The organism is Streptomyces sp. WAC 04229 (assembly GCF_003947455.1).
In the GTDB taxonomy this organism is placed as follows: domain Bacteria; phylum Actinomycetota; class Actinomycetes; order Streptomycetales; family Streptomycetaceae; genus Streptomyces.
Genome location: NZ_QHJH01000011.1, coordinates 25,257 through 44,014, shown reverse-complemented (window position 1 = coordinate 44,014; position 18,758 = coordinate 25,257). Strand labels below are relative to the sequence as shown.

The window sequence follows — 18,758 nt, the reverse complement described above, 5'->3', positions numbered from 1 at the left end:
GGCAGGGCGGTGCGCAGCCCGGGCTCGCCGACCGAGCCGCGCGCTCAGTGCGCCGCCGCCCGGTGCGGTGCCGCGACCCGGTGGTACAGCTCCGCGGCCTCGGTGGCGCGGCCGAGCTGTGCCAGGCAGTGCGCCTCGTCGTCGCGGGCGGTGCGGGTGTCGGGATGGTCGGCGCCCAGGACGCGGTGGCGGGCGCCGGTGACCAGGCGGTACTCGGCGAGGGCGGCGGACCAGCGGCCGAGCCGGCACAGCGCGACGGCGACCTCGCGGCGGCTGACCAGGGTGTCCGGGTGATCGGCGCCCAGGACGCGGGTGCGGACCGCGCACACCTCTCGGGACTCGGCGAGGGCCTCCGCCCAGCGGCCGAGCCGGCCGAGGTTGACGCCCAGGCCGTGCCGGGCGCGCAGGGTCTCCGGGTGTTCGGGCCCCTGGGCGCGGGCGCGGTCGGCGATCAGTTCCGCGTACAGCGCCAGCGCTTCGGTGCTGCGGCCCAGGCGGCCCAGGGCGATGCCGGTCTCGTAGCGGGCGGCGAGGGTGTCGGGGTGGTCGGGGCCCAGCGCCCTGCCGCGGGCCGCGGCGACGCCCCGGTAGGTCGCCAGGGCTTCCGGCCAGCGGCCCAGCCGCCCCAGTTCGTAGGCCACCTCGTAGCGGGTGACGAGGGTGTCGGGATGGTCGGGGCCGAGCACGCGGGCGCGCGCGGCGGCCACCTCGCGGGCCAGGCGGTGGGCGTCCTCGGTGCGCCCGAGGCGGCCGAGGTTGAAGGCCAGGTTGTGGCGGCAGCGCAGGGTGTCGGGGTGCTCGGCGCCCATGGTGCGCTCCCGGGCGGCCAGGACCGCCGTGTAGACCTGGTGGGCGTCGGTGTGCCGGCCGAGCCGTCCCAGGGCGTAGGCCATCTCCTGGCGGGCGGCGAGGGTGGCGGCGTGGTCGGCGCCCAGGACCCGGATCCTGGCCTCGGCGACGCGCTTGTACGCGCGCAGCGCGTCGGCGGCGTGCCCGGTGCGGCCGAGGACGAAGGCGACCTCGTAGCGGCTGGCGAGCGTGTCGGGGTGGTCGGGGCCGAGCAGCTGCTCGCGTTCGGCGGCCACCGCGCGGTGCACGTCGCCGGCCTCCTCCCAGCGGCCGAGCCGCCCCAGGCTCAGGCCCGCGTGGTGCCGTGCGGTCAGGGCGGCGGCTCTCCCGGTGCGGTCGGGCGGCGTGGTGCGCGGGCCGGGGCCGGCCGTCGTGTGTCCGGCGGCATGGCCCTGGGTCCAGGAGGGTGGCGTGGTGCGGGCCCCGGCCGGCAGGGGCGTCCGCGGCCGGGGCGCCGCCGGGGCCGGCCCGGACGCCGGTGCCGTACGGCCTGCGGTGATCCGGCGGGCCAGTTCCCGGGTGTCGTCGGGGCGTTGCTCGGGCCGCTTGGCCAGCAGGTCCAGGATGATGCGGTCCAGGAAACCGGGCAGGTCGGCGCGGTGGCCGCGGGGCGGCTCGGGCTCGGTGTCGCGGTGGCCGACGAGGACCGCCCAGGTGTCGTCGAGGTCGAACGGCGGGGCGCCGGTGGCGACCTCGTACAGCACGCAGCCCAGCGAGTACAGGTCGCTGCGCCCGTCGACGTCGTCGCCGCCGATCTGCTCCGGCGACATGTAGTGCGGGGTGCCCATGGCGATGCCCGTACCGGTGAGCCGGGCGGTGAACCCGACGTCGTCGCCCAGCCGGGCGATGCCGAAGTCGCAGATCTTCACGGTGCCGTCGGTGAGCCGGACGATGTTCGCGGGCTTGAGGTCGCGGTGCACGATGCCCCGCTCGTGGGTGTGGGCGAGGGCCTGGGCGACCTGTTCGGCGATGTCGACGACGTCGGGGACCGGCAGCGGGCGGTGGCCGTTGTCCTTGAGGAGCCGGCTCAGGTCGCGGCCCTCCAGCAGCTCCATGACCAGGAAGAGCACGCCGTCGCACTCGCCGAAGTCGTGGACGACGGTGACCCCGCGGTGCTGGAGCGCGGCGGCCACCCGGGCCTCGCGCCGGAACCGCTCCCGCATCGCGCGGGTGAGCGACTGGTCGTGCCGGGTGCCCAGCGGTTTGAGGCACTTGACGGCGACGCGACGGTCCAGTGACTCGTCCTTCGCCCGCCAGACCTCGCCCATGCCGCCGCGCCCGATCCGCTCCAGCAGCCGGTACCGGCCCTGGAGCAGCGTGGTGTCCCCCATCTCGCTGCCCGCCCCCGTAGCAGTCCGCGCCCTCCCCTGGCCGGTCCAGTATGGCGGCTTATCGTCCGAGTTTGTACGGTGCCGGGCGCGCGGCCGGACCGAGCCGTGCCATCGCGCCGAGGATGTGTTTGGGCGGCAGTTGCCAGCGCAGACGTGCGGGAATCGCGCGCAGCAGGGTGCCCGTGGCGCGAAGCCGCCGGGTGACGGTGGCGGGTGGGGGCGCCGGTCTGCCGTACAGCTCGTGCGCGTACGGCGGTAGGGAGTCGTACGCCAGATGCGCGACCCGCCGCCACAGCAGTGCGCGGGCCGGGACCAGCAGGGGCGGGACGGGCGGGTTGCGCAGGAAGTCGTCCACCTCGCGTGCCTCGGCGCCGGCGGCCAGCTCGGGCCGTACCCGGTCGAAGTAGGCGGCCAGCTCGGACCGGCCGGCGGGTACGGCTTCGGGGTCGAGGCCGACGAGGCGGGCGCTGTGCCGGTGCTCGGCGAGGTAGCGGTCGGCGTGGGCGTCGGTGAGGGGGTAGCCGGAGCGGCGCAGGACGTGCAGGTAGGAGCCGATCTCGGCGCAGTGCACCCACATCAGCAGCGCGGGTTCGTCCACGCCGTACCGCTCCCCCGTGCCGGGGTCGGTCGCGCCGAGCAGGGTGTGGATCCGCCGGACCCGGGCGCCCGCCCGCTCGGCGGCCTCCGTGGTGCCGTACGTGGTGGTGCCGACGAATCCGGCGGTGCGCATCAGGCGGCCCCAGGCGTCGCGCCGGAAGTCGCTGTTCTGCGTGACGCCCCGTACGGCGCGGGGGTGCAGGGCCTGGAGGTAGAGGGCGCGGATGCCGGCGATCCACATCATCGGGTCGCCGTGCGCCTGCCAGGTCACCGAGTCCGGGCCGAACAGCCCCGGATCGGCGTCACGCGTCGCCGCCATGGAGCGAGGCTAACGCCCCGCGCGGCCGGATCCCAGGGGCCGCCGCTCCCGGGCGTCAGTGCAGGGTGTCCAGGAACTCTCCGCAGGCTTGGGCGCAGTCGCGGCACGCCTGCGCGCTCTCCTCGGCGCCCGGGTGCGCGTCGAAGACGTGGGCGCTCTCCAGGCACACCTGCCGGCACCACTCCAGTTGGACGCGGATGGCGTCCTCGTCCACCTGGTTCTGTTCGGACAGCACCCGGCAGGTCGCGTCGCAGACCTCCGCGCACATGATGCCCCGGCGCCGTACGAGTTCCTGGTTCTCGGTTCCGTCCGGGTCCACGAGGCTGGCCCGCAGCGCGCAGGCCCTGGCGCACTCGGTGCACGCCTGTGCGCACGCGAAGCGGTCCTCGAGGAAGCGGAACAGCTCCTGCTGGGAAGTCGTCGTCGATGTCACACCGGGCGGGTTGCCGCCGCGAGCGACGGCAAACCGGCGGGCCCGGGTGTTTCCAAGGGTTCTGGCGGGATTTCCGGGTACCCGACCGCCATGAACGACACAGCAATGGACCTGGCCGCGGGCGCGGGCGGGCTCGGCATCGGACTGATCGTGGCCGCCGTCGTGGTGGCGGCCCTGCTGATCGGCGCGTTCGCCTTCGGCAGCCGTCTCAAGCGCCGTGAGTCTCCGCCGCCGCTGCCGGAGGAGCAGCCCCGCCTGCCCGACGACGGGCCGGTGCGCGAGGAGCGGGAGCGGCGGGAGCCCGACGAGATGCCGCAGAGCGACGAACGGACGCTGCCGCACGACCTGGGCCATCAGGGCAGCCGCACCGCCGCCGGACAGGAGCGGCCCCGCTGGGACGAGGGCGGCAGCGGTGCGTTCGGCAGCGGAGGGCCGGGCGGACGACGCTGACGCGAACCCGTCAGCCGCCACCGCCGGTGCCACCGGATGGGCCGGGGGCACCGGTTCCGCTTGCGCTGGGCACGGCGGTGCCGGTGCCGCCCGCCCCGGCGCGGGCCGGTTCCGCGCCCGCCGGGCAGTCGTCGCTGGAGCGGCCCGAGAGCCGGCCACCGGGCTGTTCCACGGTCACCTGCGCCCGGTCCAGCGCCGGGTCCTGACGCAGCCGGGCGGCGGCGACCGTGCAGGCCAGCTGGTCCACGGCCGTGCCGCTGAGGCTGCTCGTGCCGCGCGGCAGGAGCACGGTGACCGACGCACCGTCGACGCGGACGGTGGGCGCGGCGGCGGTGAGCGGCAGTTCGGTCGTCAGTCCCCTGTTCCGCTCCTGGTCGTCCGGGCCCTTGAACAGCATGAGGACGACGGTGCCGGGATCGGTGGCATTGGGCACCGTCCGGGTCACCGGCGCCAGGGCGCCGTCGTCGACGAAGAAGAGCGGCACGGCGGCGACGGGCACCGGCGTGGGCTGTGCCTGGGACGGGCTGGGAGCGACGCCCGGTTGCAGGACGCCGGTCGCGGGTTCACCCGCCTCGACCACGCCGGTCTCGGGGATGCCGCAGCCGGCCAGCGGGAGCAGCGCCGCGAGCAGGAGCGGGAGGGCGCGTCGGGCGGTCCGTGGTGTCGTCGGCGGTTTCATGTCCGGCCCTCCTTGGCCGCGTCCGTCGCCCCGTCGCGCGGCAGGGGCAGCACGACCGTGAAGACCGCGCCGCCGCCCGGGTCGTTGGCCGCCCGCACGGTACCGCCGTGCAGGCGTACGTTCTCCGCGGTGATGGCCAGCCCGAGGCCGCTGCCCTCGGTGCGGGTGCGGGCGGCGTCCGACTTGTAGAAGCGGTCGAAGACGTGCGGCAGGACGCTCTCGGGGATGCCGTCGCCCCGGTCGCGGACCGTGAGGACCGCCTCTTCCCCGGTGCCCGTCTCGTCCCCCGCGCTCAGTCCCACGTGGACCGGGGGTGCGCCGTGCCGCAGGGCGTTGCCGACGAGGTTCGCGACGACGACGTCGAGGCGGCGCGGGTCGACCCGGCCGCGCAGCTCGCCCGGTCCGGGCAGGCCGGCCGTCACCGAGTCCAGCCAGCCGCGGGAGGCGAGCGTGCGCCGTACGGACTCCGCCAGGTCGATCTCGTCCAGGTGCAGGGCGGCGGCCCCCGCGTCGAACCGGGAGATCTCCATCAGGTCGTCCACCAGGGTGGCCAGCTTGGTGGTCTCCTCGCTGATGAGGCGCACCGCCGTCGCCGTGTCCTCGTCCAGTCCGGCGGCGTCCTCGTCGAGTACGTCCGTCACCGCCGACATCGCCGCGAGCGGAGTGCGCAGTTCGTGCGAGACGTCCGCGGCGAAACGGCGGGCGCCGGCCTCCATGCGCCGCAGCTCCGCCACCGAGCCCTCCAGGGCGGCGGCGGTCTCGTTGAAGGTGTGGGACAGGTCGGCGAGTTCGTCGGAGCCCTGCACCGCGAGCCGGGTGTCCAGGCGGCCCTCGGCGATGCTGCGGGTGGCGCGGCGCAGTGCCCGCACGGGTCGCAGCACCCCGCGCGCGGCCAGCAGCGCGATCAGCACGGCCAGCGCCAGCGCCGGCACGGTGGCCCGTTCGATGGCGGTGACCAGGGCGTCGACGTAGCCCTGTTCCTCCTGTTGGGGCACGGTCAGGTAGACCTCCAGGCCGGAGGCGCTCTCCGAGACGGCGTACGGGCCGGTGAAGGTCACCGGCATGCCGACGACGAGTGCGGGCCGGCCGTCGTGCGACACCCGCTGGAACACCGTGGCCCGGCGGGAGCGCACGGACTCGCGCATCTGCGGGGACAGTTCGCGGAAGGCGTCCCCGGGGCGCGAGGTGGCCTCGGCGTCCCGGTAGGCGGCGAGCACCCGCCAGGTCTGGGACCGGCCGCTGCGCGCCACGTCGGCGGCGAACGCCTGGAGGTCGGCCGCGTCGGGCGGGAAGCGGTAGTTGGGGGCCAGGGTGTTGACCCGGTGCCGGAAGTCCTCGATCACGGTGTCCTGGCTCTGCTGGAGGACCCCGTTGCGCGCCTCGCGGAAGGTCAGCGCACCGGTGGTCACGGTGGCCACGACGGCGACGAGGGTGAAGGCCACCACCAGCCGCACGCGCAGCCCGTTCAGCGCGCGCAGCGCCCGCGGAACCCTCACCGGGCCCCGAACCGGTAGCCGAAGCCGCGCACGGTGTGGACGTGGCGGGGGCTGCCCGCGGGCTCGCCGATCTTGGCCCGCAGGCGCTTGACGCAGGCGTCCACGAGGCGGGCGTCCCCGTGGTAGCTGTGCTCCCACACGGCTTCCAGGAGCTGCTGGCGGCTGAAGACCTGGCCCGCCGACGCGGACAGCGTGAGCAGCAGCCGCAGCTCCGAGGGGCCGAGGGCGACGGGCCGCCCCTGGTGGGTGACGGTCAGTCCGGCGCGGTCGATGACCAGGTCGCCGTGGTGTTCCGTGCGCGGGGTCCCCTGGTCGTCCGGGGTGCCGCCGGCGCGGCGCAGCACCGCGCGGATGCGTGCGTCCAGGACCCGGGCGCGGACCGGCTTGACCACGTAGTCGTCGGCTCCGGCCTCCAGGCCGACGACGATGTCCGTGTCGTCGCCGCGGGCGGTGGCCATGATGATCGGCACCTGGTCGTGGGCGCGTGCGCGGCGGCACACCTCCAGGCCGGACATGCCGGGCAGCATCAGGTCGAGGACGACGGCGTCGGGCCGGAACGACCGCAGCAGCTCCAGCCCTTCCTCGCCCGTCGCGGCGGCGGCGACCTCGTGCCCCTGGCGGCGCAGGGCGAGGCGCAGGCCGTCGCGGACGGCGCGGTCGTCTTCGATGATCAGGACCCGTGGCATGGGTCTCAGTATGCGTATGAACGGGCGGGCGTCCCCGCGCGGGTGACGGCTGTTACACAGCGGTCCAACAGCGGTCCACGGGCGATCACACCGTCGCGGCACGCTTCGTGATCATGAACGAGCGCCGATCGACCCCCTCGTCCCCCTCCGCGCCGGACCGGCGGCACCGCCGCGGGTCCCGCGGGCGCCGTGGCAGCGGTGCGCGCCGCCGCCGGGGCGTCCGGTCGCGTCTGCTGTGGCCGGGTCTCGCGGCCGGGGCGGTGCTGGTGCTCGCCGGCGGTCTGGCCCTGCGTGAGGGCGGGGAAGCCGCCGCAGACCGCTCCGCCGGCGCCACCGGTCCGGCGGGCCCGCCGGGCCCGTCCGCGTCCGTGCGGCCCGGGCCGCGCGACGTCGTCGAGACAGAGAAGGCCGAGGCGACGGAGAAGGAGAAGGCCGACGGGACGACGGGGACGGGGAAGGACCGCGATCCCGGCTCGATCCCGTCGTCCGGCCCGGGGACGTTCGCCACCGCGGGCGGCGGCGGGGAACGGGTCGGCGGGAGCGGGCGGACTCTGACCTACGTGGTCCAGGTCGAGGACGGCATCGGGATCCCGGCCCGGGACGTCGCGGCCGAGGTCGAGGAGATCCTCTCCGACGAGCGGGGCTGGACGGCGGACGGAATCGTGGGGTTCCGGCGGGTGTCGGGCGGCGCCTCCGACTTCCGGGTACGGCTCGCCACGGCGGGGACGGTGGACACGATCTGCGGCCGGTACGGCCTGGACACCGGCGGCGAGGTCAACTGCAACGTCGGTCAGGACGTCATGGTCAACCTCAAGCGGTGGCTGCTGGCCACGCAGTACTACGCGGACGACGTGACGTCGTACCGGGCGCTGATCATCAACCACGAGGTCGGGCACTTCCTGGGCCACGGCCACGAGGGGTGCCCCGGGGCGGGGCGGCCGGCACCGGTCATGATGCAGCAGATCAAGGGCCTGCACGGCTGCCGGACCAACGTCTGGCCCTACGACTTCGAGGGCAGGCCGATCGCGGGTCCCGCCGTCGGCTGAGCCCGGACGGGGCGCCGGACCCCTCGGCACCGCATGCCGGTGGCGGAGCGGTGTCAGTGGCGGAGGCCGGTTGCGCCGGTGCCGCAGTCGGGGTTACGGCAGGTGCCCGGCCCCCAGACCGGGACGTAGATCCCGAGGGTCTTGTGGCGGGTGATCTCCGCCGGGACGGAGTGACCGCAGGTGGGGCAGATGGCAGGGCGCTGCGCGTCGGCCTGCCGCGGTGCGGTGCGGGTCTGCTTCGTCTGCTGTGTGTGACTGCTCATCGTTCTCACATCCGCGCTGGGAACGGATTCGGACCCTTTGTGAGACTTTACCCCTATTTTACGTTCTTATGTTCGGGTGAGGCCAGGACTTCATCGTCGGGGCCGCCCGTGTCCCCGTCGTCCGTGTCGGGCGGGCGCCGCAGGCTCAGGAACACCGATGCCGCGAGGACCACGACGATGACCGCCAGGCTCACGGGCGAGGGGATCTCCGGCACGGAGGGGCTGACCATCTTGTGGGTCGCCTGGAGGATGAGCTTGAGGCCGATGAACCCCAGGATGATCGCCAGCCCCCTGCTCAGGTAGTGGAAGCGGTCGAGCAGCCCGGAGAGCATGAAGTACAGGGCCCGCAGGCCGAGGATGGCGAAAGCGTTGCTGGTGTAGACGATGAAGGTGTCGTCACTGACCGCGAGCACGGCGGGCACGCTGTCCACGGCGAAGATCAGGTCCGCCGCCTCGATCGCGGCGACGACGGCGAGCAGCGGCGTCGCCACGTGCTTGCCGGCCTCCTTCACGAAGAACTTCGGGCCCGCGTAGGTGTCCCGCACGGGGATGACCTTGCGCAGCAGCCGGACGGCGAAGCTCTTGCCGGGGTCGAAGCTCTCCTCCTCGCCCTTCAGGATCTTGTAGACGCTCCAGAAGAGGATGGCCGCGAAGGCGAACAGCACGGCGGTGAAGCGGTTGACCACGGCCACACCGGCGGCGAGGAAGATGCCGCGGAACACCAGCGCCCCGATGACGCCGAAGAAGAGGACGCGGTGCTGGTAGGCGCGTGGCACCTTGAAGTAGGCGAAGATCAGGGCGAAGACGAAGAGGTTGTCGACCGAGAGACTCTTCTCCAGCAGCCACGCGGTGGTGTACTCCGTGCCCGCGGTCGGGCCGAGGACGAGGAAGACGACCGCCCCGAAGACGAGCGCCAGGCCCACCCACAGGCCGCTCCAGGCGGCCGCCTCCTTGAATCCGATGACGTGTGCGCTGCGGTGGGCCAGGAGGTCGACGGTGAGCGACACGACGACGGTGGCGGCGAAGACGGTCCAGAGCCAGAAGGGCACGTCGAACATGGGGGCCTCGCATGGACGGGCGGGGTTCTCATCGGTCCTCGGTCACGGGGGTGGCGCGCATCGCCTCGGAGGTCACCCGGTCGGCCCGGGCGGCGTCGGCGAGGGCCTCGGCGGCGGCCTCCGCGGCCTGGGCCGTGTCGCTGGCGGCCTGGGCGGCACCGTCGTCCGAGCGGCTCTCGCGGGTGGCGGGTGACTGGGGCAGCGCTTCGGTGAAAGCGCGGGAGACGCCTTGGAGCGCGGAGGTGACCTCGCTGGGGATGACCCAGAAGGTGCTGCCCGAACCCTGGGCGAGCTGCGGCAGCACCTGGAGGTACTGGTAGGCCAGCAGTTTGGGGTCGGGGTCGTTGCGGTGCACGGCCTGGAAGACCTCGTCGATGGCCCGGGACTGCCCCTCGGCCTTGAGGATCTCGGCGGTGCGGTTGCCCTCCGCGCGCAGCACGGCGGCCTGCTTGTCGCCCTCGGCGGTGAGGATCTGCGACTGGCGCTGGCCCTCCGCGCCGAGGATCGCGGCCCGCTTGTCGCGCTCGGCCCGCATCTGCTTCTGCATAGCGTCCTTGATGGACTGCGGCGGGTCGATGGCCTTGATCTCCACCCGGTTCACGCGCAGCCCCCATTTGCCGGTGGCCTCGTCCAGTACGCCGCGGAGCTGGCTGTTGATGGTGTCGCGCGAGGTGAGGGTCTTCTCCAGGTCCATCGAACCCACGACGTTGCGCAGGGTGGTGACGGTGAGCTGCTCCACCGCCTGGAGGAAATTCGCTATCTCGTAGAAGGCCGCGCGTGGATCGGTCACCTGGAAATACAGCACGGTGTCGATCTCGACGACCAGGTTGTCCTCGGTGATGACCGGCTGGGGTTTGAAGGAGACGACCTGTTCGCGCAGGTCTATCACGGGATAGACCCGGTCGATGTAGGGGATGACGAGGTTCAGCCCCGGTTTCAGCGTACGATGGTAGCGGCCGAGCCGTTCGACATTGCGGGCACGGGCCTGGGGCACGATGCGAACCGCCCGCACCACGGTGAACACCGCGAGAATCGCGACGATCACACCGGCGATCAGGAAAGCCGAGACTTCCATGGTCACTCCCGGGGATAGACGAATGCGGTGGTGCCGCTGATCTCCAGTACGTCGACGGTGGCCCCGCGGGGAATCACCAACGTCTCGTCGTAGGAACGGGCGCTCCATTCCTCACCGCCGATACGGACCCTGCCCTCCATGCCCGTCACCTCGGAGACGACGTACGCGGCCTTGCCGACCAGCGCCTCCACGCCGAACCGCTCGGTCTGGGGCTGCAGGAGATGGCGTACGGCGACGGGGCGCACGAACAGCAGGGTGACCGTGGCGACGACGGTGAACAGCAGGAACTGGAAAGGCGGCGAAAGGCCGGCCGCGGCGGATCCCGCCGTGATCAGCGCGGCCGCACCCAGCATTCCGAGCGCGGCGGTCAGAGTGAAGATCTCCGCCACGATCAGGACCGCCGAAACGATCAACCAGATAAGCCACGGATCCATGGCGACCCCTCCGGACGATGCGAGAAGAGCGGTCTGTTGATCAAGTAGTGATCAAGGCACCGCAAAGGCGCCTTTGACGTAATTTTACCTGGTTCCCGGAAAATCCGACCCCGCCCGGGATCAGCCCTTCACGGTCACGCGTTCGGCACCCGGGAGCCCCTTTTCCCACCAGTGTCCGTAGCGCCCGTACACGGCCGGATCGCGGTCGGCGAGCAGCGCCGACAGCTTCTCCGCCTCCTCGGTCACCCCGCGCCACGCGGCCTTGCCGAGCTTGTGGAAGGCGGTCAGTTCCAGTCCGCCGTCGACCGCGCGCCACACCCCGGCCACCCGGCCGTCGACCAGCAGACAGGGCAGCACGTCACCGTTGCGGCGGACGACCGCCGGGCGGTACTCGGGAGGCAGGAACCGTCCCGGTACGACGTGCGCGAGCAGGGTGCTGTCCCACATCGGCAGCAGCCGGGGCGGGGCCTCGGTGTCCTCGGCCGGCACGGTGGCCTCCGCCAGGTCGAACAGGGCGGCGCGGCCCCGGCCCGCCACCGGCACCACGCGGTCGCCGAGTTCGTGCAGCGCCCCGTCGACGGTGCCGCGCGTCAGCAGGGTGAAGCGGGCGAAGTCCTGGGCCGTGGCGGGCCCGAACGCCCGCAGGTAGGAGAGCAGCAGCCTCCGCACCCCCGCGGCCGCCTCCCCCGGACCGTTCTCGGCGTCCGCCGGGGCGGCCAGGTAGGCGTTGCGCGCGGTGAACGACCAGGGCCCGCCAGTGGGCCCGTGGTGTATCGGCGCGTAGGTGCGCAGCGCCCACCACACGCGGTGCGCGTCCTCGCCGAACCGTGCGGTGACTTCCTGCTCCACCTCGGCGCCGGTGCGGGGCCGGTCGAGGAACCCGGCCAGCTCCGGAAGGACCGAGTCGGCGTCGGCGGGGGTCAGCGCGGTCGAGGTGAAGCGGCGGTCGTACAGCCGGGAGGCGCGCAGGGTGCTCAGCATGGCCGCGCGGAAGGGCGCGTGGTCCTCGGCGTGCACGGCGTGCAGGGTGATCCGCATCAGGCTCGCCTTGACGATCCGGCGCTCCGCGAACGCCGCGTCGAGGTCCTCCGGTGCGAAGTCCCGCACCCTGTTCCACAGCGCCAGGTACGGCGACGCCGGTGATTGCGCCTGCAGCGCGCAGACCCGGCGCACCGCCTCCGCCACCTCCAGGCGCTCGCGTTCGAGCAGGAGTTGCCGGTCCAGGGTGGCCAGGGCGAGGCGTCGCGGGGTGAGGGTCACGCACGGATTATGGCCTCCCTCGGCCTGCCCGGGGCGACGTGAGCGTGCAGGCCCCTCCCCCGCCCCCGCCCGCCGGACCGGCCGGGCCGTCCAACGCCGGATACGGTGGTCCGATGAGCACCGTCAACGCCAACGGAGTGACCCTGGGCGTCGAGTCGTTCGGTGACGACGACGCGCCCCTCGTGCTGCTCGCGGGCGGGACGACGATGCTGTCCTGGCCCGACGCGCTCTGCGAGCGACTGGCCGCCGGCGGGCGGCGCGTGGTGCGCTACGACCTGCGCGACAGCGGCGAGTCGACGACGGCGGATCCGGAGGCGCCCGCCTACACCCTGCGGGACCTCGCCTCCGACGCGGCGGCGCTCGCGCGCGCCCTGGGCGGCGGGCCCGCGCACCTCGCGGGGATCGGCGTGGGCGGGATGGTCGCCCAGGTGGCCGCCCTCGACCATCCGGAGGCGTTCTCCGCGCTCACCCTGGCCGGCACCCGCGCGGTCGCCCCCGGCCCGCCCGACGCCGACCTCCCCGACCACGACGCGGAGACGATGAGCCGCCTGTTCGCGCATCCCATGCCGGACTGGACCGACCGGGAGGCGGTGGCGGAGTTCGCCGCCGCCGGTGCGGCGATCCTCGGCGACGACCCCGACGCCGCGCGCACGACGGCCGCCCGTGTCTGGGACCGCACACCCGGCGCCGAACCCCCCGTGCACCTGGCCAACCAGCTCGGCATGGTCTTCTCCGCGCTGGACTGCGCGCCCCGCTGGCGGGAGCGGCTGCCCGGGATCGCGATCCCCACGCTCGTCGTGCACGGCCGCCGCGACCCGTTCTTCCCCGTCGGCAACGCCGAGGCGATCGCGCGCGAGATCCCGGGCGCCCGGCTGCTCGTGCTGGAGGACGCGGCGACCGCGATCCCCGACGCGTCGGCCGACGAGGTCGCCGAGGCGATGCTCGCGCTCGGCACGGGCCGGTCCTAGTCGCCGGCGCCGGGCGGCCCGTCGAGGACCCTGGGGACGTACTCCAGCAACTGGAGCCCGCCGTCGAACGTGCGGTGTTCGACCATGTCGAGGGCGAGGTCGGGATAGCCGTCGAAGATGCGGTCCTTCCCGGTGGCGCCGGTGATGACCGGGAAGACGACCACGCGGAAGCGGTCGACCACGCCCGCCGCGATGAGCGACCGGCACAGGGTGAGACTGCCGAGGGTGCGCAGCGGGCGCCCGTCCCGCTTCATCTCCCGTACGGCCGCCACGGGCTCCTCCCGGTTCAGCTCCGAAGCGGTCCACGACAGCGGCGCCTCCAGGGTCGAGGAGAACACCACCTTGGGCGACGCGGCCAGGAGCGCCATCCCCGGGTCGTCGGGCATCTGGGCGGCGAACCCCGACATGAGCCGGTACGTCGTGGCGCCCATGAGGGTCGTGTACTCCTTGTGCGAATCCTCCTCCAGCCAGGCGAGGTACTCGGGCCCCTCCATGCCCCAGAAGCCCGGCCATCCCTCCGCGGCGCCGTAGCCGTCGAGCGAGATGATGAAGTCCACCATGAGGCTTGACATCGGTCTCTCCTCCTACGCACGTGTACGTAGGAGTGCTGACCGGCGGCGGGAGGGAAAGTCATCGGCACCGCGGCGATCCACGGGGCGCTCGCCGCGGATCGTGGCGGTACTGCCCGCCGGGGACGCCTGCCCGGACGGCCTCCGGGCCCTGGTGGACGGCTTGCCGGCCCGGCGCTGAACCGGCCCCGTGGTCAGCGTGTCGTCAGGCGGGCGATCGTCCCGTTCTCCAGGGCGGTCCAGATCGCGCCGTCCGGTCCCTGGACGATGCCGTGGGGCTCCGAGGCCGGGGTGGGGAGGTCGTACTCGTCGATCTCGCCGTCGGGGGTGATCCGCCCGACCCGGTTGGCTCCCCACTCGGTGAACCAGCAGCCGCCGTCGGTGCCGGCGGCGATGGCGTGCGGGCGGGACCCGCGGTCGGGCAGGGCGAACTCGTCGATCGTGCCGTCCGGGGTGATCCGCCCGATCCGCCCGGCGCCGATCTCGACGAACCACATCGCGCCGTCGGCCCCGGCCGCGATGCCGACGGGGGCGGCGTCCGGTGCGGGCAGCGGATGGACGTCGACGGCGCCGTCGGGAGCGATGGCTCCGATCGCGTTCGCCTGGTTCATCGTGAACCACAGCCGGTCGTCCCGGCCGGCGGCGATGCCCGAGGGGAAGGCACCCGAGACGGGGAGGGGGAACTCGCCGACCCGGCCGTCGGTCGTGATCCGGCCGATGCGGTCGGCGCTCGCCTCCGTGAACCACAGCGCGCCGTCCGGGCCCGCCACGATCCCGAACGGCCCGGCGTCCGGCGTGGGCAGCGGGAACGACGTGACCTGACCGGCCGTGGTGATCCGGCCGATCCGGTGGCCGCGGAACTCGGTGAACCACAGCGCTCCGTCGGGCCCCGCCGTGATGGTCGACGGTCCGCCGGAAGCCGGTTCCAGGGCGTGGGAGTCGGTGGCGCCGTCCGGGGCGACGCGCCCGATCCGCCCGTGGTGGACCATGGTGAACCACACCGCGCCGTCGGGTCCGGCGGTAATCCCGTAGGGGCCTGCCTCGGGGTCGGAGACGGGGAATTCCTCGATCGAGACGGTCGGGCGGCGCGGCATGGGCGGTTTCCTCGATCGGTCGGCGGCGGGGATCCGACAGCGGATGCTAGCCGTGCCGCGGTCAGCACGCCTCCGGTTATTCCGGAAGCCCCGCCGGGGCCTGGGGATGTTCCGGCGGACCGGCCGGGAACGACGCCTCACGGGACGACGCGCATGCACGGCGGCGGACAGGGCAGACGCAGCGTCGTCGGCGTCGGCCGACGGCTCAGGGGCGGGTTCACCGGGAACTGTCGCTTCCCCTTGCGCGCTTCGAAAGGAAACAGGGATGACCAGTGTCCAGGAGGTCCCGTCGGCCTCCGTCCGTGCGGCGGACGACGGTGCGGTAACGGAACGAACCGTGCGGATACGGCGCCGCCTGGAGCGTCTGATCGGCATCGCGGCGACCGAGGGCAACGCCCTGCTTCCGCTGCGCAACGGGGACGAGATCTTCCCCGCCATGCTCGACGCCATCCGCTCCGCCGAGCACACCGTGGACATGATGACGTTCGTGTACTGGAAGGGCGAGATCGCGCGCGAATTCGCGCACGCCCTCGCGGAGCGGGCCCGGGCCGGCGTGCGCGTGCGGCTGCTCCTCGACGGCTTCGGCAGCCGGCTCATCGACAGCGACCTGCTCGCCGAGATGGACCGGGTCGGCGTCCAGGTGGCCTGGTTCCGCAAGCCCGCGCACCTGTCGCCGCTCAAGCAGAACCACCGCTGCCACCGCAAGGTCCTGGTCGTGGACGAGCAGATGGCCTTCACCGGCGGCGTGGGCATCGCCGAGGAGTGGTGCGGCGACGCCCGCAACCCCGGCGAGTGGCGGGACACCCACGTCCAGGTGCGGGGACCGGCCGTGGACGGCATCGCGGCCGCGTTCGCGCAGAACTGGGCCGAGTGCCACGACGAACTCTTCGACGACCGCGACCGCTTCACCCCCCACCAGCCCCACGGCGACGCGGTGGTGCAGGTGGTGCGCGGCTCGGCCAGCTTCGGCTGGCAGGACATGCAGACCCTGATCCGGGTCATGATCGAGTCCGCCGAGGAGCGTTTCCGGCTGACCACCGCCTACTTCTCCCCGGACAGCTACTTCATCGAACTCCTGTGCGCCGCCGCACGGCGCGGCGTGGAGGTGGAGATCCTGCTGCCCGGCCCGCACACCGACAAGCGCGTCTGCCGGCTGGCCGGACAGCACTACTACGACGATCTCCTCGCCTGCGGGGTGAAGGTCTACGAGTACCAGCCGACCATGATGCACGCCAAGGTCATCACCGTGGACCGCACGGCCGCGCTCGTCGGGTCGACCAACTTCAACCGGCGCTCCCTCGACCACGACGAGGAAGTCATGCTGGCCGTCCTGGACGCGGAGTTCACCGCCGGCCTGGACGCCCACTTCGAGGCCGACAAGGCGGCGGCCGAGCCGATCCGCAAGGGCGCCTGGAAGCGGCGTTCCTTGCTCCAGCGCGCCCGTGAGGCAGCCGTCCAGCCCATCCGCCGGTTCCTGTGACGGCGACCGTCGGCACGGCGGCCGACGCGCGCCGTGCCCTGATCAGCGCAGTGCCCGCGCCTGCGGCCCGATGACCGCGAGGAGGCGCAGCCGGTCGTGGCTCTCGCTGCCCGGGACCGCCGTGTAGACGAGCAGTCGGTGTGACTGGTCCGGGTCGAGGAGCGTCTGGCAGTTCAGTTCGAGGGCGCCGACCTCCGGATGGCTGAAGCGCTTGACGTGGTGGGGCCGGACGCCGACCTCCTGCTTGTCCCACAGAGCGCGGAACTCGTCGCTGCGGGCGAGGAGCAGCTCGGCGTAGTGGGCGGCCCGGGAGCCGGGGCCCCGCAGGGCGGTGACTTCACGCAGCCCGGACGCGAACATCCGGGAGAGGAACGCGTGATCCTCCGGCGCGTAGAGCCCGCGGGTGACGGGGTCGGTGAACCAGCGGTAGCCGATGCTGCGCGCGGGGCCGGCGTAGCGGGTCGTGTCGCCGGTGAGGGCGACGCCGAGCGGGGTCTGGCGCAGCGTCTCCCCCAGCTCGGTGACGACCTCCGCCGGCGTGTCGTCCAGCCGGTCGAGGATGCGCAGCAGGCCGGGGCTGATGTGCTCGCCGACGGCGCCCGTACCCCGGGCCGGCGGAGCGTGGCCACCGAGGCGGAACAGGTGGTCCCGCTCGTCGAGGGAGAGGTGCAGCCCCTGCGCGATCGAGGCGATCATCGACTCGGACGGCTGCGGGCCGCGCTCGCGCTCGAGCCGGGCGTAGTAGTCGGTCGACATGTGGCACAGCTCGGCGACCTCCTCGCGGCGCAACCCGCTGGTCCTGCGCCGCGGTCCGCGTGGGAGGCCGACGTCCTCGGGTTGCAGCAGCTCCCTGCGGCGCCGCAGGAACGCCGCGAGCCCGGCCCGGTCGATCTCCATGCGCCCTCTCCCTCTCGTACCGGTCTCTTTCTAGCGTGCGCGTCCGCGCTTATCCACGGTCCGCCGATCCCCCTCTCGCGCTTGTCCACGGTCCGCCGGCCCCGTTTCCGACGCCGCTACGCGACCGCGCGCATCGGTGGATCGGGAGTCCCTGGATGGGTCCGGCCGCCGGGGTGACGGTGGAGGCAACGACATCGTGGGGAGCAGACATGCCACGCAAGGACATCGACATCACCGTTCCCGACCTGACCGGGAGGCGCGCCGTCGTCACCGGAGCGAGCGACGGGATCGGACTCGGCATCGCGACGCGTCTGGCCGCCGCCGGCGCGCAGGTCGTCATGCCGGTCCGCAATCCGCGCAAGGGCGAACGGGCGGCCGCCGGAATCCGGGAGCGGGTCCCCGGCGCGGACGTGTCCCTGCGCGCCCTCGACCTCTCCTCGCTCGCGTCCGTCGCGGAGCTGGGCAGGACGCTGCTGGACGAGGGCCGTCCCATCCACGTCCTCGTCAACAACGCCGGCGTCATGACCCCGCCCGACCGGCGGACGACGGCCGACGGCTTCGAGCTGCAGTTCGGCACCAACCACCTGGGGCACTTCGCCCTGGTCAACCATCTCCTCCCCCTGCTACGGGCCGGGCGGGCCCGTGTGACGTCCCAGATCAGCGTCGCGGCGAACCGCAACGCCATCAACTGGGACGACCTGAACTGGGAGCGTTCCTACGACGGCATGCGCGCCTACAGCCAGTCGAAGATCGCCTTCGGTCTCTTCGGCCTCGAACTCCACCGGCGCAGCGAAGCGGCGGGCTGGGGCATCACCAGCAACCTCTCCCACCCGGGAGTCGCACCGACGAGCCTGCTCGCCGCCCGCCCCGAGGTCGGCCGCGCCCGGGACACGCTGGGCGTACGCCTGATCCGCGCCCTGTCCGCCCGCGGCGTCGTCGTCGGAACGGTGCACACGGCGCAGTTGCCCGCCCTGCACGCCGCCACGGCCCCCGAACCCGGGGCCACGGGCGGCGGCTTCTACGGACCGAGCGGGCCCGGACACCTGGGCGGCCCGCCGGCGGAGCAGAAGCTGTACGGCCGCCTGCGCGGTACGGAGGACGCGCGGCGCGTCTGGCAGATCTCCGAGGAACTCGTGGGCGCCCACGCCTGGCGGTAGGAGGGGTTCACCCGCCGGGGCGTATGCGCGGAAAAGCGGGGCGCGCGCACCGTTATGGCGCGAATACGCACCGGAAGAGCGCCGGACGGCGGGCCGACGTGGGGTGAATTACCAGCGGACAGGAATCCGGCACGATTCACTCCGCCATTCCTGGCCGAAAGTATTCACGCACCAAGAATATGCGCATGACAAATAATGCAATGTGCAATAAAACGACTACCGGCTGGGCGTCTCCGTCTGGTTCCGCAGCCTGTTCACCCTGGCACCCGATGTCCCGGCGATGGCCGAGGCGCCCCTCGTCCACCGCCTGCACGCCCTCCTCGCGATGGCCCTCTTCGCCCTCTGGCCCTTCACCCGCCTGGTCCACGCCTTCACGGCTCCGTTGGGATACCTGGTACGGCCATACGTCGTGTACCGCCACCGGGGGCGCGGACGGGCCGGGACGGACGGCCAGGGCGGCGGATCCGCACCTGCCGCGGCGGTGGGGCCACGGCCGGGGCGCTGAGACGTGTCCGGGGTGGCGTGGCGGGGTCCTCGTGGCGCCGCTCGGGGAGGCTCCGAATAACCGTTGGCAGACGACTGCCGGCCACTGCTACATTCCCGGAGACCGTGCGAGA

The 18,758-nt window shown here is 73.3% G+C and carries 19 protein-coding genes and 1 pseudogene; 6 read left to right on the top strand and 14 right to left on the bottom strand.

Features of this window, described 5'->3' with window-relative positions; genetic code table 11:
• Positions 1-44: 44 nt before the first annotated feature.
• From DMH12_RS05285 to DMH12_RS05275, 3 genes are read right to left on the bottom strand one after another with little or no spacing between them, the layout of a single operon-like run.
• A complete protein-coding gene (locus tag DMH12_RS05285; protein WP_125490366.1) occupies positions 45-2,180 on the bottom strand; it encodes a serine/threonine-protein kinase in 2,136 nt (711 codons plus the stop codon).
• A 58-nt stretch (positions 2,181-2,238) separates the two neighbouring features.
• Positions 2,239-3,096: an oxygenase MpaB family protein gene (locus DMH12_RS05280; protein ID WP_125490365.1), complete on the bottom strand. Its 858-nt coding sequence runs from the start codon at positions 3,094-3,096 to the stop codon at positions 2,239-2,241.
• Positions 3,097-3,151: 55 nt separating this feature from the next.
• Positions 3,152-3,529 (bottom strand): four-helix bundle copper-binding protein, encoded by a 378-nt coding sequence (locus DMH12_RS05275; RefSeq protein ID WP_125490364.1) that lies wholly within the window; start codon positions 3,527-3,529, stop codon positions 3,152-3,154.
• Positions 3,530-3,619: 90 nt separating this feature from the next.
• On the opposite strand from DMH12_RS05275, the gene DMH12_RS05270 reads away from it, so the two are divergent.
• Positions 3,620-3,979 carry a DUF6479 family protein gene (locus DMH12_RS05270; protein WP_125490363.1) on the top strand — a complete coding sequence of 120 codons (360 nt, stop codon included), beginning with the start codon at positions 3,620-3,622 and terminating at the stop codon, positions 3,977-3,979.
• A gap of 10 nt (positions 3,980-3,989) precedes the next feature.
• On the opposite strand, the gene DMH12_RS05265 is transcribed toward DMH12_RS05270, so the two are convergent.
• Genes DMH12_RS05265 through DMH12_RS05255 form a run of 3 tightly spaced genes read right to left on the bottom strand, consistent with a single transcriptional unit; the run spans position 3,990 to position 6,840 of the window.
• Positions 3,990-4,658, bottom strand: coding sequence for a hypothetical protein (locus DMH12_RS05265; RefSeq protein WP_125490362.1), 669 nt, complete (start codon positions 4,656-4,658; stop codon positions 3,990-3,992).
• Entirely contained in the window at positions 4,655-6,154 is a 1,500-nt protein-coding gene (locus DMH12_RS05260; protein ID WP_125490361.1) for a HAMP domain-containing sensor histidine kinase, read from the bottom strand. The genes DMH12_RS05265 and DMH12_RS05260 overlap by 4 nt, the downstream gene beginning before the upstream one ends.
• Entirely contained in the window at positions 6,151-6,840 is a 690-nt protein-coding gene (locus DMH12_RS05255; RefSeq protein ID WP_122618644.1) for a response regulator transcription factor, read from the bottom strand. Before DMH12_RS05255 ends, DMH12_RS05260 begins: the two co-directional genes overlap by 4 nt.
• Positions 6,841-6,953: 113 nt before the next feature.
• Between DMH12_RS05255 and DMH12_RS05250 the strand changes: the two genes are divergently transcribed.
• Positions 6,954-7,886: a DUF3152 domain-containing protein gene (locus DMH12_RS05250; RefSeq protein ID WP_125490360.1), complete on the top strand. Its 933-nt coding sequence runs from the start codon at positions 6,954-6,956 to the stop codon at positions 7,884-7,886.
• A 53-nt stretch (positions 7,887-7,939) separates the two neighbouring features.
• On the opposite strand, the gene DMH12_RS05245 is transcribed toward DMH12_RS05250, so the two are convergent.
• The 5 genes from DMH12_RS05245 to DMH12_RS05225 all read right to left on the bottom strand — a co-directional run bounded on the left by DMH12_RS05245 (position 7,940) and on the right by DMH12_RS05225 (position 11,976).
• Positions 7,940-8,149 (bottom strand): hypothetical protein, encoded by a 210-nt coding sequence (locus tag DMH12_RS05245; RefSeq protein WP_125490359.1) that lies wholly within the window; start codon positions 8,147-8,149, stop codon positions 7,940-7,942.
• A 53-nt stretch (positions 8,150-8,202) separates the two neighbouring features.
• A complete protein-coding gene (locus DMH12_RS05240; protein WP_125490358.1) occupies positions 8,203-9,207 on the bottom strand; it encodes a TerC family protein in 1,005 nt (334 codons plus the stop codon).
• Between the two features lie 28 nt (positions 9,208-9,235).
• On the bottom strand, positions 9,236-10,282 hold the full coding sequence (locus tag DMH12_RS05235) for an SPFH domain-containing protein (RefSeq protein ID WP_185832157.1): 1,047 nt from the start codon (positions 10,280-10,282) through the stop codon (positions 9,236-9,238).
• A gap of 2 nt (positions 10,283-10,284) precedes the next feature.
• Positions 10,285-10,716 carry an NfeD family protein gene (locus tag DMH12_RS05230; protein WP_125490356.1) on the bottom strand — a complete coding sequence of 144 codons (432 nt, stop codon included), beginning with the start codon at positions 10,714-10,716 and terminating at the stop codon, positions 10,285-10,287.
• A 120-nt stretch (positions 10,717-10,836) separates the two neighbouring features.
• The gene (locus DMH12_RS05225) at positions 10,837-11,976 is read right to left on the bottom strand and encodes a winged helix DNA-binding domain-containing protein (RefSeq protein ID WP_125490355.1); all 1,140 of its coding nucleotides are present in this window, start codon (positions 11,974-11,976) and stop codon (positions 10,837-10,839) included.
• A gap of 113 nt (positions 11,977-12,089) precedes the next feature.
• Between DMH12_RS05225 and DMH12_RS05220 the strand changes: the two genes are divergently transcribed.
• Positions 12,090-12,944 (top strand): alpha/beta fold hydrolase, encoded by an 855-nt coding sequence (locus tag DMH12_RS05220; RefSeq protein ID WP_125490354.1) that lies wholly within the window; start codon positions 12,090-12,092, stop codon positions 12,942-12,944.
• On the opposite strand, the gene DMH12_RS05215 is transcribed toward DMH12_RS05220, so the two are convergent.
• The gene (locus tag DMH12_RS05215) at positions 12,941-13,516 is read right to left on the bottom strand and encodes a dihydrofolate reductase family protein (RefSeq protein ID WP_125490353.1); all 576 of its coding nucleotides are present in this window, start codon (positions 13,514-13,516) and stop codon (positions 12,941-12,943) included. The genes DMH12_RS05220 and DMH12_RS05215 overlap by 4 nt on opposite strands.
• Positions 13,517-13,707: 191 nt before the next feature.
• Complete coding sequence (locus DMH12_RS05210) at positions 13,708-14,607, bottom strand: virginiamycin B lyase (RefSeq protein WP_125490352.1); 900 nt, start codon at positions 14,605-14,607, stop codon at positions 13,708-13,710.
• 265 nt (positions 14,608-14,872) lie between these two features.
• Here DMH12_RS05210 and DMH12_RS05205 point away from each other — a divergent pair, with 265 nt between their 5' ends.
• Positions 14,873-16,087 (top strand): phosphatidylserine/phosphatidylglycerophosphate/cardiolipin synthase family protein, encoded by a 1,215-nt coding sequence (locus tag DMH12_RS05205; protein ID WP_125490351.1) that lies wholly within the window; start codon positions 14,873-14,875, stop codon positions 16,085-16,087.
• Positions 16,088-16,129: 42 nt separating this feature from the next.
• Here DMH12_RS05205 and DMH12_RS05200 read toward each other — a convergent pair whose 3' ends face one another.
• A complete protein-coding gene (locus tag DMH12_RS05200; RefSeq protein ID WP_125490350.1) occupies positions 16,130-16,984 on the bottom strand; it encodes a helix-turn-helix transcriptional regulator in 855 nt (284 codons plus the stop codon).
• Between the two features lie 209 nt (positions 16,985-17,193).
• Between DMH12_RS05200 and DMH12_RS05195 the strand changes: the two genes are divergently transcribed.
• A complete protein-coding gene (locus tag DMH12_RS05195; protein ID WP_125490349.1) occupies positions 17,194-18,141 on the top strand; it encodes an SDR family oxidoreductase in 948 nt (315 codons plus the stop codon).
• Positions 18,142-18,355: 214 nt separating this feature from the next.
• Positions 18,356-18,646, top strand: a pseudogene (locus DMH12_RS05190) (respiratory nitrate reductase subunit gamma); the annotation flags it as partial.
• Positions 18,647-18,758: the final 112 nt, after the last annotated feature.

Coding starts and splice junctions, on each gene's coding strand:
- DMH12_RS05255 (WP_122618644.1), bottom strand. CDS start 6,840: ATGCCACGGGTCCTGATCATCGAAGACGACCGCGCCGTCCGCGACGGC.
- DMH12_RS05195 (WP_125490349.1), top strand. CDS start 17,194: ATGCCACGCAAGGACATCGACATCACCGTTCCCGACCTGACCGGGAGG.
- DMH12_RS05280 (WP_125490365.1), bottom strand. CDS start 3,096: ATGGCGGCGACGCGTGACGCCGATCCGGGGCTGTTCGGCCCGGACTCG.
- DMH12_RS05220 (WP_125490354.1), top strand. CDS start 12,090: ATGAGCACCGTCAACGCCAACGGAGTGACCCTGGGCGTCGAGTCGTTC.
- DMH12_RS05215 (WP_125490353.1), bottom strand. CDS start 13,516: ATGTCAAGCCTCATGGTGGACTTCATCATCTCGCTCGACGGCTACGGC.
- DMH12_RS05270 (WP_125490363.1), top strand. CDS start 3,620: ATGAACGACACAGCAATGGACCTGGCCGCGGGCGCGGGCGGGCTCGGC.
- DMH12_RS05210 (WP_125490352.1), bottom strand. CDS start 14,607: ATGCCGCGCCGCCCGACCGTCTCGATCGAGGAATTCCCCGTCTCCGAC.
- DMH12_RS05265 (WP_125490362.1), bottom strand. CDS start 4,658: ATGAAACCGCCGACGACACCACGGACCGCCCGACGCGCCCTCCCGCTC.
- DMH12_RS05200 (WP_125490350.1), bottom strand. CDS start 16,984: ATGGAGATCGACCGGGCCGGGCTCGCGGCGTTCCTGCGGCGCCGCAGG.
- DMH12_RS05240 (WP_125490358.1), bottom strand. CDS start 9,207: ATGTTCGACGTGCCCTTCTGGCTCTGGACCGTCTTCGCCGCCACCGTC.
- DMH12_RS05205 (WP_125490351.1), top strand. CDS start 14,873: ATGACCAGTGTCCAGGAGGTCCCGTCGGCCTCCGTCCGTGCGGCGGAC.
- DMH12_RS05235 (WP_185832157.1), bottom strand. CDS start 10,282: ATGGAAGTCTCGGCTTTCCTGATCGCCGGTGTGATCGTCGCGATTCTC.
- DMH12_RS05245 (WP_125490359.1), bottom strand. CDS start 8,149: ATGAGCAGTCACACACAGCAGACGAAGCAGACCCGCACCGCACCGCGG.
- DMH12_RS05230 (WP_125490356.1), bottom strand. CDS start 10,716: ATGGATCCGTGGCTTATCTGGTTGATCGTTTCGGCGGTCCTGATCGTG.
- DMH12_RS05250 (WP_125490360.1), top strand. CDS start 6,954: ATGAACGAGCGCCGATCGACCCCCTCGTCCCCCTCCGCGCCGGACCGG.
- DMH12_RS05285 (WP_125490366.1), bottom strand. CDS start 2,180: ATGGGGGACACCACGCTGCTCCAGGGCCGGTACCGGCTGCTGGAGCGG.